The sequence below is a fragment of the Arthrobacter sp. StoSoilB19 genome (assembly GCF_019977275.1).
In the GTDB taxonomy this organism is placed as follows: Bacteria; Actinomycetota; Actinomycetes; order Actinomycetales; family Micrococcaceae; genus Arthrobacter.
In genome coordinates this window covers 4,192,281-4,212,052 of sequence record NZ_AP024650.1, presented here as the reverse complement: position 1 = coordinate 4,212,052, position 19,772 = coordinate 4,192,281, and the positions used below count along the sequence as shown (strand labels likewise).

General features: G+C 66.2%; 21 protein-coding genes. 7 read left to right on the top strand and 14 right to left on the bottom strand.

What is annotated here, in order from left to right:
- Positions 1 to 50 precede the first annotated feature (50 nt).
- Genes LDO86_RS19420 through LDO86_RS19410 form a run of 3 tightly spaced genes read left to right on the top strand, consistent with a single transcriptional unit; the run spans position 51 to position 1,974 of the window.
- Complete coding sequence (locus LDO86_RS19420; protein ID WP_018769725.1) at positions 51 to 554, top strand: DUF456 domain-containing protein; 504 nt, start codon at positions 51 to 53, stop codon at positions 552 to 554.
- Between the two features lie 40 nt (positions 555 to 594).
- A complete protein-coding gene (locus LDO86_RS19415; RefSeq protein ID WP_224084161.1) occupies positions 595 to 987 on the top strand; it encodes a nuclear transport factor 2 family protein in 393 nt (130 codons plus the stop codon).
- Positions 988 to 996: 9 nt separating this feature from the next.
- Positions 997 to 1,974, top strand: a complete 978-nt coding sequence (locus LDO86_RS19410) for a hypothetical protein (RefSeq protein WP_018769723.1) — start codon at positions 997 to 999, stop codon at positions 1,972 to 1,974.
- 13 nt (positions 1,975 to 1,987) lie between these two features.
- On the opposite strand, the gene LDO86_RS19405 is transcribed toward LDO86_RS19410, so the two are convergent.
- Positions 1,988 to 2,647, bottom strand: coding sequence for a LysE family translocator (locus tag LDO86_RS19405; RefSeq protein ID WP_018769722.1), 660 nt, complete (start codon positions 2,645 to 2,647; stop codon positions 1,988 to 1,990).
- Positions 2,648 to 2,754: 107 nt separating this feature from the next.
- Between LDO86_RS19405 and LDO86_RS19400 the strand changes: the two genes are divergently transcribed.
- A complete protein-coding gene (locus tag LDO86_RS19400; RefSeq protein ID WP_081620204.1) occupies positions 2,755 to 3,210 on the top strand; it encodes an Lrp/AsnC family transcriptional regulator in 456 nt (151 codons plus the stop codon).
- An 18-nt stretch (positions 3,211 to 3,228) separates the two neighbouring features.
- Here LDO86_RS19400 and LDO86_RS19395 read toward each other — a convergent pair whose 3' ends face one another.
- The 3 genes from LDO86_RS19395 to LDO86_RS19385 all read right to left on the bottom strand — a co-directional run bounded on the left by LDO86_RS19395 (position 3,229) and on the right by LDO86_RS19385 (position 5,930).
- A complete protein-coding gene (locus LDO86_RS19395) occupies positions 3,229 to 3,741 on the bottom strand; it encodes a hypothetical protein (protein ID WP_331274147.1) in 513 nt (170 codons plus the stop codon).
- Positions 3,742 to 3,881: 140 nt separating this feature from the next.
- Positions 3,882 to 5,354: a hypothetical protein gene (locus LDO86_RS19390; protein ID WP_018769719.1), complete on the bottom strand. Its 1,473-nt coding sequence runs from the start codon at positions 5,352 to 5,354 to the stop codon at positions 3,882 to 3,884.
- Between the two features lie 99 nt (positions 5,355 to 5,453).
- Entirely contained in the window at positions 5,454 to 5,930 is a 477-nt protein-coding gene (locus LDO86_RS19385; RefSeq protein ID WP_026265834.1) for an Lrp/AsnC family transcriptional regulator, read from the bottom strand.
- A gap of 316 nt (positions 5,931 to 6,246) precedes the next feature.
- Between LDO86_RS19385 and gluQRS the strand changes: the two genes are divergently transcribed.
- Complete coding sequence (gene gluQRS / locus LDO86_RS19380) at positions 6,247 to 7,146, top strand: tRNA glutamyl-Q(34) synthetase GluQRS (protein ID WP_018769717.1); 900 nt, start codon at positions 6,247 to 6,249, stop codon at positions 7,144 to 7,146.
- 9 nt (positions 7,147 to 7,155) lie between these two features.
- Positions 7,156 to 7,779, top strand: coding sequence for an HD domain-containing protein (locus tag LDO86_RS19375; protein WP_018769716.1), 624 nt, complete (start codon positions 7,156 to 7,158; stop codon positions 7,777 to 7,779).
- On the opposite strand, the gene LDO86_RS19370 is transcribed toward LDO86_RS19375, so the two are convergent.
- From LDO86_RS19370 to LDO86_RS19360, 3 genes are all read right to left on the bottom strand, one after another.
- On the bottom strand, positions 7,746 to 8,294 hold the full coding sequence (locus tag LDO86_RS19370; RefSeq protein WP_043425020.1) for a flavodoxin domain-containing protein: 549 nt from the start codon (positions 8,292 to 8,294) through the stop codon (positions 7,746 to 7,748). The genes LDO86_RS19375 and LDO86_RS19370 overlap by 34 nt on opposite strands.
- A 92-nt stretch (positions 8,295 to 8,386) precedes the next feature.
- Positions 8,387 to 9,703, bottom strand: a complete 1,317-nt coding sequence (locus tag LDO86_RS19365) for a GNAT family N-acetyltransferase (RefSeq protein WP_018769714.1) — start codon at positions 9,701 to 9,703, stop codon at positions 8,387 to 8,389.
- Positions 9,704 to 9,826: 123 nt separating this feature from the next.
- Positions 9,827 to 10,774: an L-lactate dehydrogenase gene (locus LDO86_RS19360; RefSeq protein WP_018769713.1), complete on the bottom strand. Its 948-nt coding sequence runs from the start codon at positions 10,772 to 10,774 to the stop codon at positions 9,827 to 9,829.
- Between the two features lie 90 nt (positions 10,775 to 10,864).
- Here LDO86_RS19360 and ggt point away from each other — a divergent pair, with 90 nt between their 5' ends.
- The gene (ggt, locus tag LDO86_RS19355; protein ID WP_223993057.1) at positions 10,865 to 12,718 is read left to right on the top strand and encodes a gamma-glutamyltransferase; all 1,854 of its coding nucleotides are present in this window, start codon (positions 10,865 to 10,867) and stop codon (positions 12,716 to 12,718) included.
- An 82-nt stretch (positions 12,719 to 12,800) separates the two neighbouring features.
- On the opposite strand, the gene LDO86_RS19350 is transcribed toward ggt, so the two are convergent.
- The 7 genes from LDO86_RS19350 to LDO86_RS19320 all read right to left on the bottom strand — a co-directional run bounded on the left by LDO86_RS19350 (position 12,801) and on the right by LDO86_RS19320 (position 19,721).
- Complete coding sequence (locus LDO86_RS19350; RefSeq protein ID WP_134164919.1) at positions 12,801 to 14,315, bottom strand: amino acid permease; 1,515 nt, start codon at positions 14,313 to 14,315, stop codon at positions 12,801 to 12,803.
- Positions 14,316 to 14,342: 27 nt separating this feature from the next.
- Complete coding sequence (locus LDO86_RS19345; RefSeq protein ID WP_018771939.1) at positions 14,343 to 15,758, bottom strand: aspartate ammonia-lyase; 1,416 nt, start codon at positions 15,756 to 15,758, stop codon at positions 14,343 to 14,345.
- A 40-nt stretch (positions 15,759 to 15,798) separates the two neighbouring features.
- The gene (locus LDO86_RS19340) at positions 15,799 to 16,839 is read right to left on the bottom strand and encodes an asparaginase (RefSeq protein ID WP_026266180.1); all 1,041 of its coding nucleotides are present in this window, start codon (positions 16,837 to 16,839) and stop codon (positions 15,799 to 15,801) included.
- Between the two features lie 30 nt (positions 16,840 to 16,869).
- A complete protein-coding gene (locus LDO86_RS19335) occupies positions 16,870 to 17,577 on the bottom strand; it encodes a FadR/GntR family transcriptional regulator (protein ID WP_018771937.1) in 708 nt (235 codons plus the stop codon).
- 42 nt (positions 17,578 to 17,619) lie between these two features.
- On the bottom strand, positions 17,620 to 18,255 hold the full coding sequence (locus LDO86_RS19330; protein ID WP_018771936.1) for a DedA family protein: 636 nt from the start codon (positions 18,253 to 18,255) through the stop codon (positions 17,620 to 17,622).
- Positions 18,256 to 18,264: 9 nt separating this feature from the next.
- Positions 18,265 to 19,020: a phosphatase PAP2 family protein gene (locus LDO86_RS19325; RefSeq protein ID WP_026266179.1), complete on the bottom strand. Its 756-nt coding sequence runs from the start codon at positions 19,018 to 19,020 to the stop codon at positions 18,265 to 18,267.
- Between the two features lie 83 nt (positions 19,021 to 19,103).
- Entirely contained in the window at positions 19,104 to 19,721 is a 618-nt protein-coding gene (locus LDO86_RS19320) for a uracil-DNA glycosylase (RefSeq protein WP_018771934.1), read from the bottom strand.
- Positions 19,722 to 19,772: the final 51 nt, after the last annotated feature.

Below are 19,772 nucleotides of genomic sequence, written 5' to 3'. Positions count from 1 at the left end.
GAAGGAGGCACCGCCGTCGGGCGTTAAGGGCCGGCCCTAGACTGAAGTCCATGAGCTCCGAAACCGTGGTGACCATCCTGTGCGGCCTGGCGATCCTGGTGGGGGTGGCCGGCACCATCATTCCCGTCCTGCCAGGCAGCGTCCTCATTGGCGTGAGCCTGCTGGCGTGGGCCATCTGGGGCGGCGCCGGGTCTGCGGGGTGGGTCGTGTTTGCGGTGGCCATGATCTTTGTCGCCGCGGGGATGACGGCGGGTGCCGTCCTCACCGGCAGGAAGCTCAAGCAGCATGCCATTCCCAGCCGCAGCATTGTGGTGGCCCTCGTGGCGGGCGTGGTGGGGATGTTCATCATCCCTGTGGTGGGCCTCTTCGTTGGTTTCGCGGCCGGGCTGCTGGCCAGCGAGTTCCTCCGGACTCGGAATTTTTCGACGGCGGCGAAGTCCAGCTGGGCCGCGCTGAAGGCCACCGGGCTGGGGATGCTCGCGGAGTTCGGGCTGGCCTGCCTTGCCGCCAGCACCTGGGTCATTGGTGTGTGGATCGCCGCCGCCAACGGCTGAGTCCATTGCGCCCCGGACCCTGCCCGGGTACAACCAAGGTATGACCCAGCCAGCTTCAGCCCGGGACCATGTCCACGCCTGGATGGAAAAATACCAGGCTGCCTGGACCAGCAACGGCGCCGATGACATCCGCAACCTGTTTGCCCCGGACGCGCTCTACGAGACGCGTCCCCATGATCCCGAACCCTGGCGCGGCCACGACGGGATCGTCCAGGGCTGGCTGGCGGCACGTGACGAGCCGGCCGACTGGACGTTCAGCTGGGAACTGCTGGGGTGCGACGGCGACACCGCCTTTGTCCAGGGCCTCACCACCTACTCGGGCGGCAGGCCCACGTACGACAATCTGTGGGTGATCAGGCTTGATGGATCCGGCCGTGCCCGCTCCTTTACTGAATGGTTCATGGCGGGGAAGCCGGAGATCCCTCCCGGTTAGCATGGAAAGATGAGCGCCGGGGAGACCGCACCGATCTACTGGGACAACCGCGACCTCACACCGTTCGGGCAGGCCCAGCTGCGCACCCCTGTCCACGACCTTGCCGGGGGAGTGGGCGGCCTGCTGACCGGCGTCCTCGGCGGCCGCAACCCTGCCCTGCTCTCCATCGACGGCGAGGTGCCGCGGCTCAAGCGGCTGCTGCCCAAGCCTGCCAAGGCGGTTCATGAAGCCGTCTTCACCAGCCACGAACCGGAGCGCCTGATCACCCTGGCGCGCGCCTACCCCGGGTGGGCGGGGCTCTGCTACCTCATGGGCGGGCTCCTGGCGTACAAGCACGGCGGCTACCTGCGGGCGTCGGAACTCCTGCAACGGGGGCTCGCCACCCGCAATGACGACGAAGCCAACCGTTACTCATCGACCTACCTCACCCGTATCGTCACCCGGATCGAACTGGCCGAGCGGGTGGAGATCCCCGTGCTGTTCAGCGAGGAATCGGTGTTCCTCGCCCTGTCCCATGCGCTGCGCGAGACGGGCCGCACCGAAGCGGCGCTCGACGCACTGGGCGGGCTGCCGCCATCGCTTCCCATGGCCCTGGCGCGCTGCTCGCTGGCCCTCACCCTGGGACGAAGCCGCACGGTCATTGACTGGACGGAGGGGCTGCTGAACGCGGACGATCTCTCCGCTGCCCTGCTGCTGGTCCGCGCCCGTGCCCTGCGGCGTGAAGGCCGGCTGGAGGCTGCGCACCAGGCCATCGCCGAAGTTTTGCGCCGCCGCAAGACACACCTTGTGCTCCGCAACGACGCGCTGACGGACCGGGCATTGCTCGTGCTGGAATCGGGCCGGCGGTCGCTGAATCCCCGCGACTGGGGACGCCGGCGCGGGGACCCGGAACCGCGGCGCGAACTCGAGGCGCCGCCGCCCATCCGCAAGGATGAGGAGATGCGGCGGATCTGGGAGCAGGACTGGAAGGAACTCGGCGGAGAGTAGGAACCCGGACCGGCTACTGGGGGCGGCCGGCCAGGAACGGCACCAGCTGCTCGCCGAGCAGCACGGCCCCCAGTGCCACCATGATGATGCCGCTGGCAAGCGTTACTGCCCGGGCGGCGCCGGGCCTGCTTTGCAGCAGGGAGCGCGAGAGCAGGGCCACCACCGTGTAAACCAGGCCCGCCAGTGCCACGAACGTCATGCCCAGCAGCCCGGACTGCACCGGCACGGGCAGGGAGGCCTCGGAGCTGACGAACTGCGGTATGAGGGCCACATAAAAGAGCAGGCCCTTGGGGTTGATCCCGCTGGTGCCCATCCCCTGCAGGAAGGTGCGCAGCTGTGTTCCGGCGGCCTGTATTCCGGCGGCGCCGGGCGCGTCCGCGCTGAAGCTCGCGCCGCGCCAGGACCGGAGGGTTCCCACCCCCAGCCACAGCAGGTAGCCCGCGCCGGCCAGGGTAATCCAGCCCAGGACCCCGGGCATGCCTGCCAGCACGGCGGCCAGCCCGGCCACCAGCAGGACGGTGTGAAGGACGTATCCGCCGCAGAGCCCGGCAACCGCGGGGACGAAACTGCGCTGCCGCAGGCCCGCCGCGATGGTGTAGGCCCAGTCCACCCCCGGCGTGCAGGCCAGGGCTGCAGCAACCACCAGGAAGGCAAGGAACAACTGCGGGTTCATCGGGTTTCTCCTGTCGAAGGGCTCTCAGGAGCAACCATAGGGAGAATCCAGCCATAAGTGCTGTCCTGTTTTCGCCCGCCCCGCGGTGACAGCAGTATGTTTATTGCGTGATAGACAAGATTGACAGAAATATCTTGCGGCACCTCCAGGAGGACGGGCGCATGACCGCCACCGCGCTGGCAGCGAAGGTGGGCCTGACGGTGGCTCCCTGCCACCGGCGGCTGCGCGACCTGGAGCGGTCCGGGGTGATCCGCGGGTACAAGGCAGACATCGACCCCGCGGCGGTGGGCCTGGGGTTCGAGGCGATCGTTTTCGTCACGCTCCGCCAGGTGGACCGCCCCACCATGGAGATTTTCGAGAACCGGGTGGCGGACAACCCGAACATTGTGGAGGCACAGCGGCTGTTTGGTTCCCCGGACTATCTGCTGAAGGTCATAGCGGAGGACCTGCCGGCGTACCAGCGCTTCTACGACACCGAGCTCACATCGCTGCCCGGCGTTGAACGGCTGACGTCAACGCTGGTCATGAAGAACCTCAAGTCCAACGCGGGCCCGCCCGTCTAGGTCCCCGCGGTCCGCAAGTCAGTCGGCAGGCAGGATGTGGACGATGATCACCTGCGTGTCCTTGCTGCCGTCGTAGCGGAGATCGTAGTTCACCGTCAGTCCGGTGCCTGTTCCCGGCGTGATGGAGAAATCGCTCTTGGAAGCAGGATCCGCCTGGGTGCTGCTGATCCATTCTTCAGCCGGCTCCGCTGCTATCCCGTAGCGCTGCACGCCGTCCCTGATCAACTCAAAGTACTCATCAGGTGAGCTGGCGGTGAGGAAGTAGGTGACCTCGCTGAAGTCCGTCCGCCGGTCCGTGGTGTTGAAACGGATCCGGTCCGTTTCGGCGGTTATTTCGCCGTTGGGCGCCAGGATGCTGAGGCTGATCTTGCCCGAACCCCGGGTATTGATCTCGGGGCCGTAACTGTCCTTGGTGACGCGGACGGCGTCCTTTTCCAGGCGTCCCGAGCTCATATCCAGGCGGGCCGTCCCGGTGGTGCGGATACTTTCCACGCCGGTGGCGTCAAGGGTGGAGAAAGCGGAGGTTTTCACGGGGCTCCCTGCAGAAGATGAAGTGGCGGTGGTCGGATCGGCCGGAGTTGGCGCTTTGCAGCCGGCCAGGACAAGGAGTGAAACGAGGGCAATGACGACGGCGGTCCGTTCGCCGGGTGCGGCGCGTCGGCGGGGCGCAATCACTGGTGGACCTCCGCGTCGAACCCGTCAAGGAACCGGTCCATGATGCCGGGAATGTTGTTGGTGGGACGGTACTGGTCCACCCGGCCGTCAAAGTCGGAGCCGATGATCTGCGCCGCCCGGTCCGGGTCCGTGGCCAGAAGATGTTGGTAAGCGGGGAGGGTGTCCTGCCGGATGAGGTTCCAGCGCTGGTCCGCGTTGGCGATGTTGCCGTCGGGGAAGCCCGTGGTGAAGTCGGTGCGGAACTGGGCGGGATTGTCCCAGCTGGTGAAGGGGATGTTCTCGGGACCGGGGCTTTCCACGCTGAAACTGTAGGGAAACACCTCAGGGTAGCTTTTGGCGCCCGGGATGGAGGGTTCCCCGGCGAGCGTCACCATATAGGTCACGGCTTCGCCTCCAGGGTGGCCGCGCATGTTGTCGTAGTCGTCCGCGATAATTTCGTTCTGCTCGCGGTACAGGAGGGCCGTGTTTCCTTCACGGACCTGGTCGGGATCTCCCGAATCGATCTGCGCCCACGCGTTGGCCGTGGCCTGGTCGATGGCGCCGGAGTCGCGAAGGCGGTTGATCTCATCGATGCCGCCGTTCAGATACGCCTGGTGCTGGCGCGCCTGGTCCAGGAAGATTTCCTTGTTCATGTCCAGCATGCTGGTTTCATAAAAGCGGATTTCCGCATCCGTCATCCCTGCGAGCTGTTCCAGCTGGTCCAGGACGGGAAGGGGGATGTCCGAGGCTGGATTGTCGGTGATTTGTTGAGCCAAATCCCGCAGCATGGCCATGTCCCGGAATCCGCCGGCGAAGGACGGGCCAATCATATTGGCCATGCCTGCCCACTGCAGGTCCGGGTTGGCAAGGTAGGCCTGGCCGTAAAAGTCGTAGACCTTGGTGATGGTCTCCCAGTTGTATTCCGTACCTTTTGACGTGTCCCAGTCGGCTGGATCAATGCCCATGTCCAGCATCGCCTGCCGGTTCCAGTAGGAATTGAGGAAGTCCTGGTAGCCCTTGGAGTTCTTGCTGATCAGGCCGGAGTCCGCCGCGGCGTCCATGGCGGTTTTGGCTGCCTCCGGGTTCGCCTGGGCCCACTGGCGGAACCCGTCGCTCAGCAGGTAGGCGCGCCGCTCGGCCGGGGTCATGGCATTCAGTCTGTCTGTCAGGTCCTGGGCGGTTCCGCTCCCGGATCCGCCCGACCCGGGTCCTCCCGGTCCACCAGTGCTGGCCTTCTCCTGTTCGTCCGCGTTGGCAAGGAGTGTCCTGGCGGCCGACTCCAGCCCTGCCGTTGCCGACCTCAGCAGCCTGGCGTGCGATGACGTCCACTCGCTGCGGAACCTGTCGCCGTCGCGCCCTTTCCACAGGCCGGAACCAATGCTGCTGCTGAGCTGCTGCCCCAGGACGTTGAGCCGGTTGGCGCCGGCAGCCAGGTCCTTGGCGAGTTGCCGCAGCTGCGCCACATCGCCGCCGTAAAAGTTTCCCGCCATGCTGCCCCCTGTTGGCTCCCCCGCTGTTGGCTCTTCCGTGCCAGCCTAACGGGGCATCCTCCGTGCGGCGATGGGGAGTGGTGCCCCTGTGGTCCCCGCCTACTCGGCCTGGTCCCCCAGGAGCCCGGTGGTCCGGTACGGGATGACTTCGCGGAGGAACATGCTGGTGGACGTGCGGACGATGCCCGGGCAGAGCCGGATCTCCTCCGACACCCGGTAGAGGTCGTCGGGGCTCTTGGCCACCACGCGGATCAAGAGGTCGGTATCGCCGGCCGGCGCATGGCACTCCAGGACTTCGGGAATTTCACGCAGGGCAGCGATGGCCTCGTTCAGGTGGCTCTGGTCCAGCTCTGCGCTGACCGCGGCGGCCACGCCCCGTCCCAGGGCCGCCGGAAGCACCCGGCTGCTGTTGGGGCGGAGGGCGCCGGATGCCGTCATCCGCTCCAGCCGGCTCTGGACGGTTCCGCGCGCGAGGCCCAGCCGCTGGGCAAGCACCATGATGGGGACACGCGGATCCTGGTCCAGGGCATTCAGGATGCGCCGGTCGGTGGCGTCCAGTTCCTGCAATCTGACCACTTCCTGTTGCTGCTGGCCTCAGGGATTGATCAAACTGATCAACTCAAGTAGGGCCAATTGTCCCAACTGTATGTTCTCTGCTGGAATAGTGGCAACAAGGACAAAAGCTACCGCTGGTCCGCGCAGGCTACAGTTTCCCCGGCACACCACCCGGCACCTGGACACCGCTTCCCGCAAGGAAGCCGCCGCTGATTGACGCTTGTTCACACCACGCTCATTCTGCAAACACGGCAAGAGCCCCTGAGCTACCGACGCCCGCCTCCCGGAGTCATCGGTAGCTGAGGGGCTCTTGTGTGCTTCCGTCTAGGGTTAATCCATGACCTCCGCCGGCCGCTTCGCCCCCAGCCCGTCCGGTGAGCTGCACGTGGGAAACCTGCGGACCGCAATCCTCGCCTGGCTTTTCGCCCGCTCCACCGGACGCCGCTTCCTGCTGCGGGTGGAGGACCTGGACCGCGCCCGCGCAGGAGCGGAGGCCGTGCAGCTGCGCGATCTGGCGGCAGTGGGCATCACCTGGGACGGCGATGTGGTCCGGCAAACCGACCGCGGGCCCCTCTACGCCGCGGCGATCACACGGCTTGAAGAGTCCGGCCTGACGTACGAGTGCTTCTGCACCCGCCGCGAGATCCAGGAGGCGCCGTCCGCCCCGCATGCTCCGCAGGGTGCCTATCCCGGCACATGCCGCAACCTGGACCGGGCGGAACTGGACTACAAGCGGTCCACGCGGCCGGCCGCCATCCGCCTGCGGGCGGATGTGCGGGAATACACGGTCCAGGACGTCCTCCACGGCGAGTTCACCGGGGCTGTGGACGACTTCGTGCTTCGCAGGAATGACGGGATAACCGCCTACAACCTTGCCGTCGTGGTGGATGATGCCGCGCAGGGCATAGACCAGGTGGTCCGCGGCGACGACCTGCTCCCCTCAACGCCCAGGCAGGCTTATCTCGCCTCGCTCCTGCATATTCCCGTCCCGGAATATGTGCATGTTCCCTTGGTGGTGAACCGCGACGGCGTGAGGCTGGCAAAGCGCGATGGAGCGGTCACACTGGCGGACCTCGCCCAGGCCGGGGTGGGTGCCCACGAGGTGCGGAACCTGCTGCTGGAGTCCCTGGGATTACCCGCCGGAACGCTGGGCCACGCGCTGCAGGCCCTGGACCCGGCACGGTTGCCCCGCGAACCCTGGGTGTGGCCCGGGATGGACCGCCCGGCCGCTGGCTAAGCTTGGTAGATGTCAGACGAGCACATTCCGGCCCAGGCCCGGACGCCAAGGTTCACGGTGGAGACCGCCAAAGTCCTCGCAGAGGTTGCCCACAACCGGCAGAAGGACAAGCTGAAGCGGCCCTACCGGGACCATGTCCTTGCCGTCGGGGATGCCCTGGCGGACTTCGACGACGAGATCCGCATCGCGGGTTACCTCCACGACATCGCCGAGGACACACCGATGACACGGCAGGCCCTGCTGGACATGGGGGTTCCCGAGCGCTCCGTGGACATCATCGAGCGCGTCACCAACCGCCTGCACAGCGACCCCGACGATTACCAGTCCGGCATCCGTGAGATCGCCGGGGACCATGACGCCGCCCTGGTCAAGATCGCCGACAATGCGCACAACTCCCTGCCCGAACGCGTCCAGGCGCTGGCGGAGAAGTGGCCGGACAAGCCCCCGGTGACAAAGTACCGGGACGCCAGGCCGGTGCTTTACGCAGCCGTGGAGGTGGAGGAGGTCCGCAAGATTTTAGCTCGGGCCAATCCCTGGCTGCTGGAGGAATTCGACGCGCAGCTGGATGAGGCCGACGACACCGACTACGAGAACCTCCGCTACGATTCCGGCCCGGGCTCCCGCTCCAAGTAGACCAGGAACTCCTCCGCGAACCGCCGCACCCCGTCCCATTCCGTGTAGATGTAGTCGCGGCCGGTGTCCGTATCCGGGCTGCCCTGGCCGCTGACGATCTTCTTCATCATCATGCGCTTGAGGAATCCGTACTGGGTGTAGAGGAGGGCGCCGCCGAACATCGCCACCTTGTCAGGATGCCAGCCGGTGCTGTCCTCGAACTCCGCAACGTACTTTTCCGCCTCTTCCGGCTCCGCGTGCGCCGAGAGGCTGACCGAGAACAGGGCGGCCGGCAGGCGCTCCAGGCCGGACCGGTTCCGGCGGACAAAATCGGCCACGTAGGCCTCGTGCTTTCCGGCATGGATGGAAGCACCCACTATGACGCCGTCATAGCCGTCAGGCAGGCCGTTGTCTGCGTGCTTGAGGTCCAACGTGTCGGCCTGGTGCCCGTGGGCCTGCAGGACATCAGAGATGTAGTCGGCGATGCGGGCCGTTTGCCCTTCCGAAGTTCCGTACGGGATCAGGATTCTTGCCATGACCACTACTCTGGCGTCCGCCCGGAACCGGGCAAAGGGGCAAAGGTCCCTGTATGCGGTGCCCTGCAGGCGTCCTGCGGAGCAGCCGGGGACTAGACCCGTCCCAGCGCTTCGATGTCCTCCAGGAAGTCCGCCTGCACCTCCGCGCTCACGGTGGTGCGGGTATCACCAATGGCGTCGAGGTAGTCCTGGGTGGAGGGACCTTTCCTGACGGCGGCGCGGACGGAAACGTCGCCCCCGGAGGCCAGCCCGCCGTCGTCGTACACGGCTTTTTCCAGCGCCCGCTGGGAGGCGCTGCGGGCCGCGTACTCGATGTCGGCCGGGGAGAAGCCCTCGGTACGTTCCACCAGGAGTTCCACGTCCACGGCATCCACCACGGCCGCCGGGATGAAACGCTGCCACATCGCCTCCCGGGCCTGCCGGTCCGGCAGCCCGATGGGGATGACGTAGTCGAACCGCCCGTGGCGCAGGAAGGCCGAGTCGAGGGCGCGGATGAAGTTGGTGGCGCAGACCAGGAGCCTGCCGGGCTGTTCCCGGAATGCGGGAATGATCTTCAGCAGCTCGTTGGTCACCCCCTGCAGCGGTGACGGCGGATCACCGGCGCGCTGGGAAGCGATCTCCTCCACCTCGTCGATGAACACCACCGCGTGCTCCAGTTCCGCGATTTCCAGGAAGGTCTCGCGCAGCGCGCCGGCCAGGCCCTGCGGGTCGCCGGCCAGGCGGGACGGGAAGACCTCCACGAACGGCCACTCCAGCCGGGAGGCGATGGCCTTGGCAAAGGTGGTCTTGCCGGTGCCGGGAGGCCCGAAAAGGACGACGGCGCGCGGCGGCACCACGCCGAATTCATCGGCCAGGTCCGCCTCGGCGAGCGGCAGCACCAGGCGCCGTTCCAGCAGTTCCTTTTCCCTGCGCATGCCGGCAACGTTTTCCCAAAGGTCGCGGGCCAGGACGCGGCCGCCCAGCTGGCCCAGGGCGCCGAGCTCCTGGCGCTGGACGGGAATGGTCCGCTCGAAGTAGCGCAGGTTCTTCTTGAGTGCGAAGCCGCGGCCCAGGAAGGCCTCCACGCGGGTTTCGGACTCAGGCATCAGGGCGGAGAGCTTGTTCAGGCCGTGCGGGGCCATCCGGTTTTCGACGGCGGCGAGCAGCGAGGTGCCGATGCCCCTGCCGCGGTACTCGGGAAGGGTGGCCAGGAACACGATCCAGCCCTGGTCATGCGCGGCCCGTCCCACAGCGGCGCCCACCACCTGCTCGCCCTGCACCGCAACCACCGCATGGTCTTTTTCGCACGATGCCAGGACCTCGGACAGGGCGTATACGGGTTCGACGTTGTGGGCCTTGAGCGTCTCCCACAGGTGCAGGATGCCGTCCAGGTCCGCCGAGTGGAAATCCCTGATCCGCCAGTTGGTCATGCGTTACTCCTGTTGGTTCGTCATTGAGCCAGTCGTGGTCGAGCCAGCGTGGACATCTCAGGTGAGCATATGTGAAGCAGGCACCGGGCGGGGTTGCGGTGGCGTTGCATGACGTGCCGCTGCTCAAACCCCCAGCATGTCCATTGTGTTCCGCAGCGTGTCCGCGGAATGGTGTAGGGCGGCCAGCTCGACGTCGTCCATGGGCGTTTCCAGGACACGGTGCACCCCGCCCCTTCCCACCACGCTGGGGAGGGACAGCGCCACGCCGGAAATCCCGTACAGCCCCGACAGCACAGTGGAAACCGGAAGGACAGCGTTGTCGTCCCGGAGCAGCGCCTCCACAATGCGGGCACCGGACAGGCCGATGGCGTAGTTCGTGGCCCCTTTTCCGGCGATGACCTTGTAGGCGGCCTGCACCACTTCACGGGCGGTGCCGGCGAGGTATTCGGGCGTGAAGATCCGCTCCCCGCCCACCGTCCAGTCCCTGATGGGGACCGGACCGATCGTGGCGCCGGACCACAACGGGAACTCCGTGTCCCCGTGCTCTCCCACCATGCTGGCGTGGACGCTGGTAACGGAAACCCCGGCCTCCAGGGCCAGGAGCCACCGCAGCCGGGACGTATCCAGCACCGTGCCGGAGGAGAAAATCCGTTCCGGTGGCAGCCCGGAGATGCGCTGGGCAGCCACCGTCAGGACGTCGCAGGGGTTGGTCACCAGGACATAGACAGCATCCGGCGCACGTTCCAGCAGAGGCGGCATCAGCTGCTCGAGGATCCGAACATTGGTCCCCGCCAGGTCAAGGCGGCTCTGGCCTGGGTTCTGCTTGGCGCCGGCCGTGATGACCACGACGTCGGCGCCTTCCGTGACGGCGATATCCCCGCCGCCGGTGACGGTGGCCGACGCCGCGGCGAACTGGCTGCCGTGGGCAAGATCCAGTGCTTCCGCCTCCGCCTTGGGCGTGTTGACGTCGTACAAGGCGATACTGCTGGCGGAGCCGCGGATCAGCGCGGCGTACGCCAGCGACGTCCCGACGCTCCCGGCGCCCACCACTGCGAGCTTGGATCCTGCCATGGTGCACTCTCCCTTTCCGGAGCCGTTGAGTGTGTCCTACCCGAAGAGTAGCGTGGCCCACATCACTCAAATCCCCAATTAGGAGCCACCATGCCACATTATGGAGGCCGGCTCGCAGCTGTTACTGCAGCGCTGGCTATGTGCGTTACCACCGGGGCCATCAGTCCTGCTTTTGCCACCAACCAACACGGCGCCGATGAACGGCACACGGACAAGAATCCCACCGCCACCGGTTACGGCGGTGCCGTCAGTACCGTGGACCCGGAAGCTTCAGCGGCGGCCATTGACGTCCTCCGTCACGGAGGCAACGCTGTGGACGCCGCCGTGGCTGCTGCGGCCACCCTTGGCGTCACCGAACCCTACAGCGCCGGCATTGGCGGCGGCGGTTATTTCGTTTACTACGACGCGAAGTCCGGAAAGGTCAGCACCATTGACGGCCGCGAGACGGCTCCGGCGGGGATTACCCATGATGCGTTCATCGATCCGGCCACCGGCAAGCCCTACCCGTTCACTCCCGAGCTTGTCACCAGTGGCGTCTCGGTGGGTGTTCCGGGGACGCCTGCCACCTGGGAGCGCGCGCTGGAGCGCTGGGGAAAGTTCAGCCTGAAGAAGGCGCTGGAACCCGCCATCGAGGTGGCGGACCGCGGGTTCGTGGTGGACGAGACGTTCCGGAGCCAGACGGCGGACAACCAGAAACGGTTCGAAGCCTTCACCTCAACCAAGGACCTGTACCTGCATAACGGGAAGCTCCCGGAGGTGGGCTCGGTCTTCAAGAACCCTGACCTCGCCGACACCTACCGGCTGCTGGCAGACAAGGGCATGGACGCGTTCTACGACGGAGCGTTGGCCAAGGAGATCGCCAAGACCGTACAGAACCCGCCCAAGTCTCCGGACACCAAGCTTCCTGTGCCCAAAGGCTCCATGACCGAGGAGGACCTGGAGCACTACAAGGCCCTGGACCAGGACCCCACCCACGTGAACTACCGTGGCTATGACGTCTACGGCATGGCACCCTCCAGCAGTGGCGGCACCACCGTGGGTGAGTCGCTGAACATCCTGGACGTGTTCAACCTCCCGTCCCTCAAGGCTGACCAGCCCGCCGTGCTGCACCACTACCTGGAGGCCAGCGCCCTGGCTTTCGCGGACCGTGCCAAGTACGTGGGGGACCCCGCGTTCGTGAAGGTGCCCACCAAGGCGCTGACCGATCCCATCTTCGGCAAGGAGCGTGCCTGCGAGCTTGATCCCATGCACGCGGCTATTAAGCCCTTGAAGACCGCAGGCGATGTCACCTCCTATGACGGCACCTGCCCGGTCAAACCGGCTGCGCTCGCTGATGAGAAGGACACGGAAAACATCTCCACGACCAACATGACCGTCTCGGACAAGTGGGGCAACGTCGTCGAGTACACGCTGACCATCGAGCAGACCGGCGGCTCCGGCATGGTGGTTCCCGGCCGCGGGTTCCTGCTCAACAACGAGCTGACCGACTTCTCCACGGTCTATGACCCTGCCGACCCCAACCGGATCGAGCCGGGCAAGCGGCCGCGGTCGTCCATGTCGCCCACCATCCTGCTGGAGGACGGCAAGCCGTTCCTGGCCCTGGGCTCCCCGGGCGGCTCCACCATCATCACCACGGTGCTGCAGACGCTGGTCAACCGCATCGACCTGGGCATGAGCATCCCGGACGCCATCGCCGCTCCCCGTGCTTCACAGCGGAACACCAAGGCCGTCACTGCTGAGCCGGCGTTCATCGACAAGTACGGCGCAGCACTGACGTCGCGCTTCGGGCACACCCTGACCCCATCGGGCGACTCGTTCTCCTCCGCCTCGGAGATCGGGGCGGCCACCGCCATCGAATTCCTGGAGGACGGCCGGACACTAGCGGCAGCCGAGCCGGTCAGGCGCGGCGGCGGATCGGCCATGGTGGTCAAACCGTCAAAGTAGAAGAGCCACTGCATTAAACGCCCGACGGCGGCACCCGGCTCCTGGATTTCCAGGACCTGGGTGCCGCCGTCGTTCAGGGCAGCTACTTTTTGAAGGTCTCCGCCGGGGCATTGGCAACCACCGGCGACATGCCGGTGTAGCCGTCGCGGGTTTCGGCGATTTGGCGGATGCGGGTGCGGCAGGCGTACCAGCCGGCGACCATGAGGATGGAGGCGATGGCGGTGACGAGCATGGTCAGGGGTGAGTCGATGAAGACCATGATGAGGACGCCGATGAGGAAGAGCAGGGAGAGGTAGCCGGTGTAGGGGGCGCCGAACATGCGGAAGGAGGGGCGGGTGACCCAGCCTTTGTCGGCCCAGCGTTTGAGTTGGATTTGGCACAGGACGATGGTGGCCCAGGTCATGATGATGCCCACGGAGGCGATGTTCAGGACGATTTCGAAGGCTTCGGCGGGGACGAGGTAGTTCAGGGGGACGCCGAGGAGGGAGACGGTGGCGGTGATGGCGATGCCGCCGTAGGGGACGCCTGCTTTGTTCATGCGGGAGGCGAAGCGGGGTGCGGAGCCGTTGACGGACATGGAGCGCAGGATCCGGCCGGTGGAGTAGAGTCCGGCGTTCAGGGAGGACAGGGCGGCGGTGAGGACGACGAGGTTCATGATGACGTCTACGCCCTGGACGCCGATGGAGCCGAAGAAGGTCACAAAGGGGCTGACGCCTTTTTGGTAGGAGGTGAAGGGCAGCAGCAGGGCCAGGAGGATCACGGAGCCGACGTAGAACACGGCGATGCGGAAGACCACGGAGTTGATGGCCTTGGGCATGATTTTTTCGGGGTTTTCGGTTTCGCCGGCGGCGGTGCCGACGAGTTCGATGGAGGCGTAGGCGAACAGGACGCCCTGCATGAGGATGATCATGGGCAGCAGGCCGTTGGGGAAGATCCCGCCGTTGTCGGACAGGAGGCTGATGCCGACCTGTTGGCCGTCCACGGGGGTGCCGAAGATGACGAAGTAGGTGCCGATGATGAGGAACGCGACCAGGGCGGCGACCTTGATCAGGGCGAACCAGAATTCCATTTCGCCGAAGACCTTGACCGAGACCAGGTTCAGGGCCAGGACGACGATGAGGGCGGTCAGTGCCCAGGCCCACTGGGGGACGTCGGCCATCCAGGGGATGTAGTTGCCGAAGAAGTGCATGTAGAGGGCGGCGGCGGTGATGTCCACGATGGTGGTGGTGGCCCAGTTGATCCAGTAGAACCAGCCGGAGACGAACGCGGCTTTTTCGCCGAAGAATTCGCGGGCGTAGGAGACGAACGAGCCCGAGGAGGGCCGGTGCAGGACCAGTTCGCCCAGGGCGCGCAGGATCAGGAACGCGAAGAACCCGCAGACCGCGTAGGCGATGACCAGGGACGGGCCGGCGGCGTTGAGCCGGCCGCCGGCGCCCAGGAACAGGCCGGTGCCGATCGCGCCGCCGATCGCGATCATCTGGATCTGCCGGGGCTTGAGGTTCTTGTGGTAACCCTTGTCCTCCGCGTGCAGGGAGGTCTCGGACGCATGCGCGTGACCACCATCAATCAGGTGGTCGGGAAGGGGAGTATTTGTCATTGGTGTGTCCTTCGGAGCAGGTGGGGACTACTTGCTGAGGTTTGCCAGGCGTTCGGGGCTCAGGAGTTCCTGGAGCTGGGCGTCGGTGAGGAGCCCGTGTTCCAGGACCAGTTCAGCCACGCCCTTGCCGGTGGCAAGCGCCTCCTGCGCGATGGCGGTGGCGGTGGCGTAGCCGAGGTGGGGATTCAATGCGGTGACCAGGCCGATTGACTGCTCCACGGTGCGGCGCAGGTGTTCGGTGTTGGCGGTGATGCCACGGATGCAGCGGGCCGTAAGGGTGCGGCATGCTGCTTCGAGGTGGGAGATGCTCTTGTGGAGGCTGTGGACGATGATGGGTTCGAAGGCGTTGAGCTGCAGCTGCCCGGCCTCGGCGGCCATGGTGATGGTGACATCGTTGCCGATCACCTCGTAGGCCACCTGGGAGACCACTTCCGGGATGACCGGGTTGATCTTGCCGGGCATGATGGACGATCCGGACTGGACGGCCGGCAGGTTGATCTCGCCGAAGCCGGCGCGGGGGCCTGAGGAGAGCAGGCGGAGGTCGTTGCAGATCTTGGACAGCTTGACCGCCACACGCTTCAGCACGCCGGACAGGTGCACAAAAGCGCCCACGTCCTGGGTGGCTTCAATGAGGTCGACGGCGGTCACCAGCGGCAGTCCGGTGACCTCCGCAAGGTGCCGGCAGGCCGTTGCGGCGTAACCGGCCGGGGCATTCAGGCCGGTGCCGATGGCGGTGGCCCCGAGGTTGATCTCGTGGATCAGCAGCTCTGCCTCCGCCAGGCGCAGCCGGTCCTCGCCGATGGTGACGGCGTAGCTGCCGAACTCCTGGCCCAGGGTCATGGGGACGGCGTCCTGCAGTTGGGTGCGGCCCATCTTGACCACGGTGCGGAATTCCATGGCCTTGGCAGCGCAGGCATCCTCGAGTTCTTCGAGTGCAGCCAGCAGCTCCCTGGCGGCGAAGATGGTGCCCAGCTTCACGGCCGTGGGGTACACGTCGTTGGTGGACTGGCTGAGGTTGACGTGGTCGTTCGGGTGCAGCCGCGCGTAGTCACCCTTGGGGTGGCCAAGGATTTCCAGCGCCCGGTTGGCGATGACCTCATTGGCGTTCATGTTCGACGACGTCCCGGCACCGCCCTGCACCACGTCCACCACGAACTGGTCGGCAAGCCGTCCGGCCAGGACGTCCTGGCATGCCTGTTCGATGGCGTCGGCGCGTTCGGCGTCCAGCAGGCCAAGCTCGCGGTTGGTGCGGGCGGCGGCCAGTTTCACGGCGGCAAGCCCGCGGACCAGGTGCATGTTGGAGGACAGCTTCTGGCCGGTGATCGGGAAGTTCTCTACCGCGCGGAGCGTGTGCACGCCCCAGTAGGCGTGGGCCGGTACGTCGCGGTCGCCGAGCAGGTCGTGCTCGGACCGGACGTCTGAGGTGGTTTGGGTGATGGTCATGGGGTCCTTACGGGGCGTCGTTGTCGGGTTCGGACGGTGGTTATGCGGAAACAGGAGCAAGAAAATCGGTGGCCAACAGCCGGCCCACCTGGTGGCCGCCGCCCAGCACGGGTGCGGTGGCGATACCGGTGAGCGGTTCGCTGTCCACGCCCAGCGCATCCAGCAGGCGGACGGTGGCGGGCATCCGGGCGCGGTCGCCGCCGTCGGAAATCTTTACAGCCACGGCGCTGCCGTCGGCCAGGCCCACCAGCTGCACGCCCTCAAAACCGTCCTTGGCCACGGCGCCGGGCAGCAGGCGCATCAGTTCGGTGACGTCGCGGCCTTCCCCGGCCACCATGTGCGGGTGCTGCTGCATGGCCAGCCCGACGGCGGCCTCCGCACTTCCCGAATCCAAGGCGTCATTGTGCGCGGCCGCTTGGGCGATCCGGCCAAAGGCGCGGGCCATGCCGCGCAGGCTCAGGGCAAACAACGGGGTCCCGCAGCCATCGGTGCTCGCCGCGGCCGGCTCCTCGCCGGTCAGGTCGGTGACGGTCTCCGCAACGAGCTGCTGCAGCGGGTGGGCGGGATCCAGGTAGCCCTGCACGGACCAGCCGTTGATGGCGCAGGTGGCGGCCATGGCGGCGTGTTTCCCGGAGCAGTTCTGGGTGATCCGGGTGGCGTTTCCGCCGTTCCGCAGCCAGTCCTCACGCTCGGTAGTGCCGTAGGGAAGGTCGGTGCTGTTTTCCAGGTCGGTGGGGCCGAGTCCGTGCAGTTCCAGGATGCGCAGGGCGCCGTCCCGGTGGACTGCGGCACCCGAATGGCTTGCGGCGGCCAATGCCAGGAGGTCTGCGGGGAGTTCAAGGCCGGCGCGGACCAGGGCGACTGCCTGGAGGGGCTTGAGCGCAGAGCGGGGGTAGAAGGGAGTCTGGGGATCCCCAGCGGCTGCCGCCACTGAACCGTCAGCCGCAAGGGCGATCGCTGAGCCGTAGTGGACACTTTCCACCAGGCCGTCACGGGTGGCGGCCACCAGCGGGACGTGCTGCGGCAGGGCCAGCTGGGCCGGGGCAGCGGTGTGGGCAGCAGAAAACACGGGGGATGGCATGGAGTCCTAGGAAGGTTTGGTTGGATACGGCTAGTTGTTAAGGATGGAGTCCAGGGCCACGCCCACGGCTTCCAGGTGGTGGGCCATGGCGGCGCGGGCGTTTTCCGCCGAGCCGGCCTCGATGGCAGCGAGGATCTGCTGGTGCTCAATATCGGAGGCATGCTGGCGGTCTGCCACCATGTTCAGGGTCTCGGACTGGTGCGCCAGAGCGTCGCGGATGTCAGCCACGACGCTGGCAAACACTTTGTTGCCGCTGGCGCGTGCGATCGCGGCGTGGAAGCTGGAGTCCAGGGCCACCCAGGATTCCGGATCGGTTTCCGTGGCCATGGCGGCAACGATCCCGCGGAGGACGTCGAGCTCCTCCGGAGTGCGGCGTTCCGCTGCCAGCCCTGCAGCCGGGACCTCGATGTGCGGACGCGCTTCTGTCAGGTCCCGCGCCGAGTATTGCCCCAGCATGAGGTCGTTGGCCACCTTGCTGGCAATGACGAACGTGCCCTTGCCGGTCCTGGTGACCGTGAGGCCCAGCGCGGTGCAGGAGCGGAGGGCTTCCCGGATTACCGATCGGCTGACTCCGTACTGCTGCGAGAGGGTTGCCTCCGAGCTGAGCTTGCTTCCCACCGGAAGCGCGCCGGACTCGATGTCCTCACGGATGGCGTTGAACACCGCCTCGGCAGCGCTCAGCCGGGCAAGGGGGCGGAATGCAGGCTGTCCTGCTGTCCGGCTGTCTGACAGGTTCACGCCTTAAATATGGCACTGGTCACAGTTGCTGTCAAGCTCTCCCTAGTCCTGCCGCCGGCTGGCCGCACGCCGCCGGTCGCGCCGCCGTCGTGACCGGACGTGCCAGATGATGAGCCCTGCCACCGCCACGATCGCTATGACGACGGCGAGATCCCGGCCCGCTGCCTGGGCAACGGCTTCGTAGGAGTTGCCCGCGAGGAAACCCAGCAGGACGAAGCCGATGCCCCACACCATGCCGCCCACCGCGTTGTAGGCAAGGAACCGGCCATAGGGCATCCGGGACGTGCCCGCGAGGGCGGGCATGACGGCCCGGAAAAAGGCGGTGAAGCGGCCCAGGAAGACTGCCGAACCGCCCTTGCGGCGGAGGAAGTCCTGCGCGTTCTCCAACCTCCCGGCATGGCGGCGCAGCATTCTTGCCTTCATGATGCGCGTGCCCAGATGTTTGCCCACTTCGTAGCCCACGCTGTCGCCGATGATGGCGGCAGCGACCACCAGGGCCATCATCGCGCCCAGCTGCACTTCACCGCGGCTGGCCACTACTCCACCCAGGACGGCCGCTGTCTCACCTGGAACCACGAAGCCCACAAACAATGCGTCCTCGGCAAAGACCAGGCAGAAGACGGCAATATATGCCACAAGCGGGCTGACGTTCAGGAGGCCGTCGATGAAGCCCGTCATGGCTGCTGGTCAGCCTTGCGGGGCCGGGACGGGGCCGAGCTTTGCCAGGAACGGGACCCGGGCCAGCAGTGACAGCCCAAAGCGGTTCCACAGGCCGGTCAGGAACGCGGCTCCGGTAGCTGCGGTAAGGAAGGATGCCGTGACGTCGGTGGGGTAGTGCACGCCGAGGTAAACACGGGAGAAGGCCACGAGGACCGCCACGGCGATTCCGAGGACGGCAGCCGCCCGCTGCCACCTGGTGCCGCGGGCCAGCAGGAAGACGGCAATGGCCAGCGCGGAAGCCAGCGCCACATGCCCGCTGGGGAAGCTGTCCGTTCCCGGCTCCGGGATGAGCGGGTTGTACAGGGCTGTCGAGTCCGGGCGGTGCCGGGCCACCAGCACCTTGAACAATTCGCTGCTCACCCAGGCGCCGGCCGCAACCAGGCCCGTGGCGACGGCGTTAACGGGGCTGCGGCGGACCAGCAGCAGATAGAGGCACAGGGCTGCGATCATCAGCACCCCGCCCGCCGGGCTGAACACCACATTGATGAACATCGCCATGCCGGTCAGAGGTGCGGTGTGGTCATGGCTCAGCTCGGCGTCCACGGACATGTCCGCTGACGTCAATGCCGGGCTGAACCTCAGCGCCAGTCCGCCTGCCACAATCAGGACTGCTGCGATGACGGGCACGGCAATCCAGTGCCGAAGCTGGGGGAGCACGGCCATGCGGATGGCTGCAGCCTCCGCTGGAGGTCCTGCCTCATGGGAACTGTCGGGGTGGGACATCAAGGTCAGCCTGGTTCTCTCGCCGGTCAGGGTACCTACGAGTATGCGCCTGCGCGGCTGGAAGAAAGCTGGGAAACCGTCCGCTAAAGGTGCTGGATGCCTGCCCGCTGCATGGCATCACGGTAGGTGTCCACGCTCTTGGCCAGCAGTTCTTCCTGCTTGGCTTCGGAAACAGCAAAGGCCCTGCCGCCGAGGGCAGAGGCCTTGTAGATTTTGATGCCGGCGTTCTTCAGCGATGAATGGTAGGTCTTCTCGAACAGGGTCAGGAACGTGGAGGCGTCCGTGCCGTGCGCGATGATCGCCGAAACGCGGGAATTGATTTTGAGGAACTGCCGGAAAGGACGCAGGCCGTCGGTCTTTTCCTGGACACTCAGGGCCGATGGGCTGCCACTCTCGCGGACCCACGGGTAGGCGTTCCACGGCATGACGTAGCGCGGATCCAGTTCAGCGAGCTCGTAGATCTGGGTGGCTCGGCGGGCCGCTTCGTCGTCGTTGTTGTGGGAGACGAATCCGGACTCCGTCCCCTTGCCGGGGCTCGCCTGAAGGCTGATGATCCTGCACTCGTCTTCGTCGTGGACGGGGTCGATATAGGGGACGACGGAACCGGGCTTCTTTTCCATCAGCTCATCGCAAAGCTGGGTTACCTTCGCGATATTTGGTTCCTGTAGCAGGGCCTTTTTTTCGTCCCAATCAATCGTCACGATTTCTCCCTTTGCAGCGAGGCGTCCAGAATCAGGCGTCCTATGCCACTC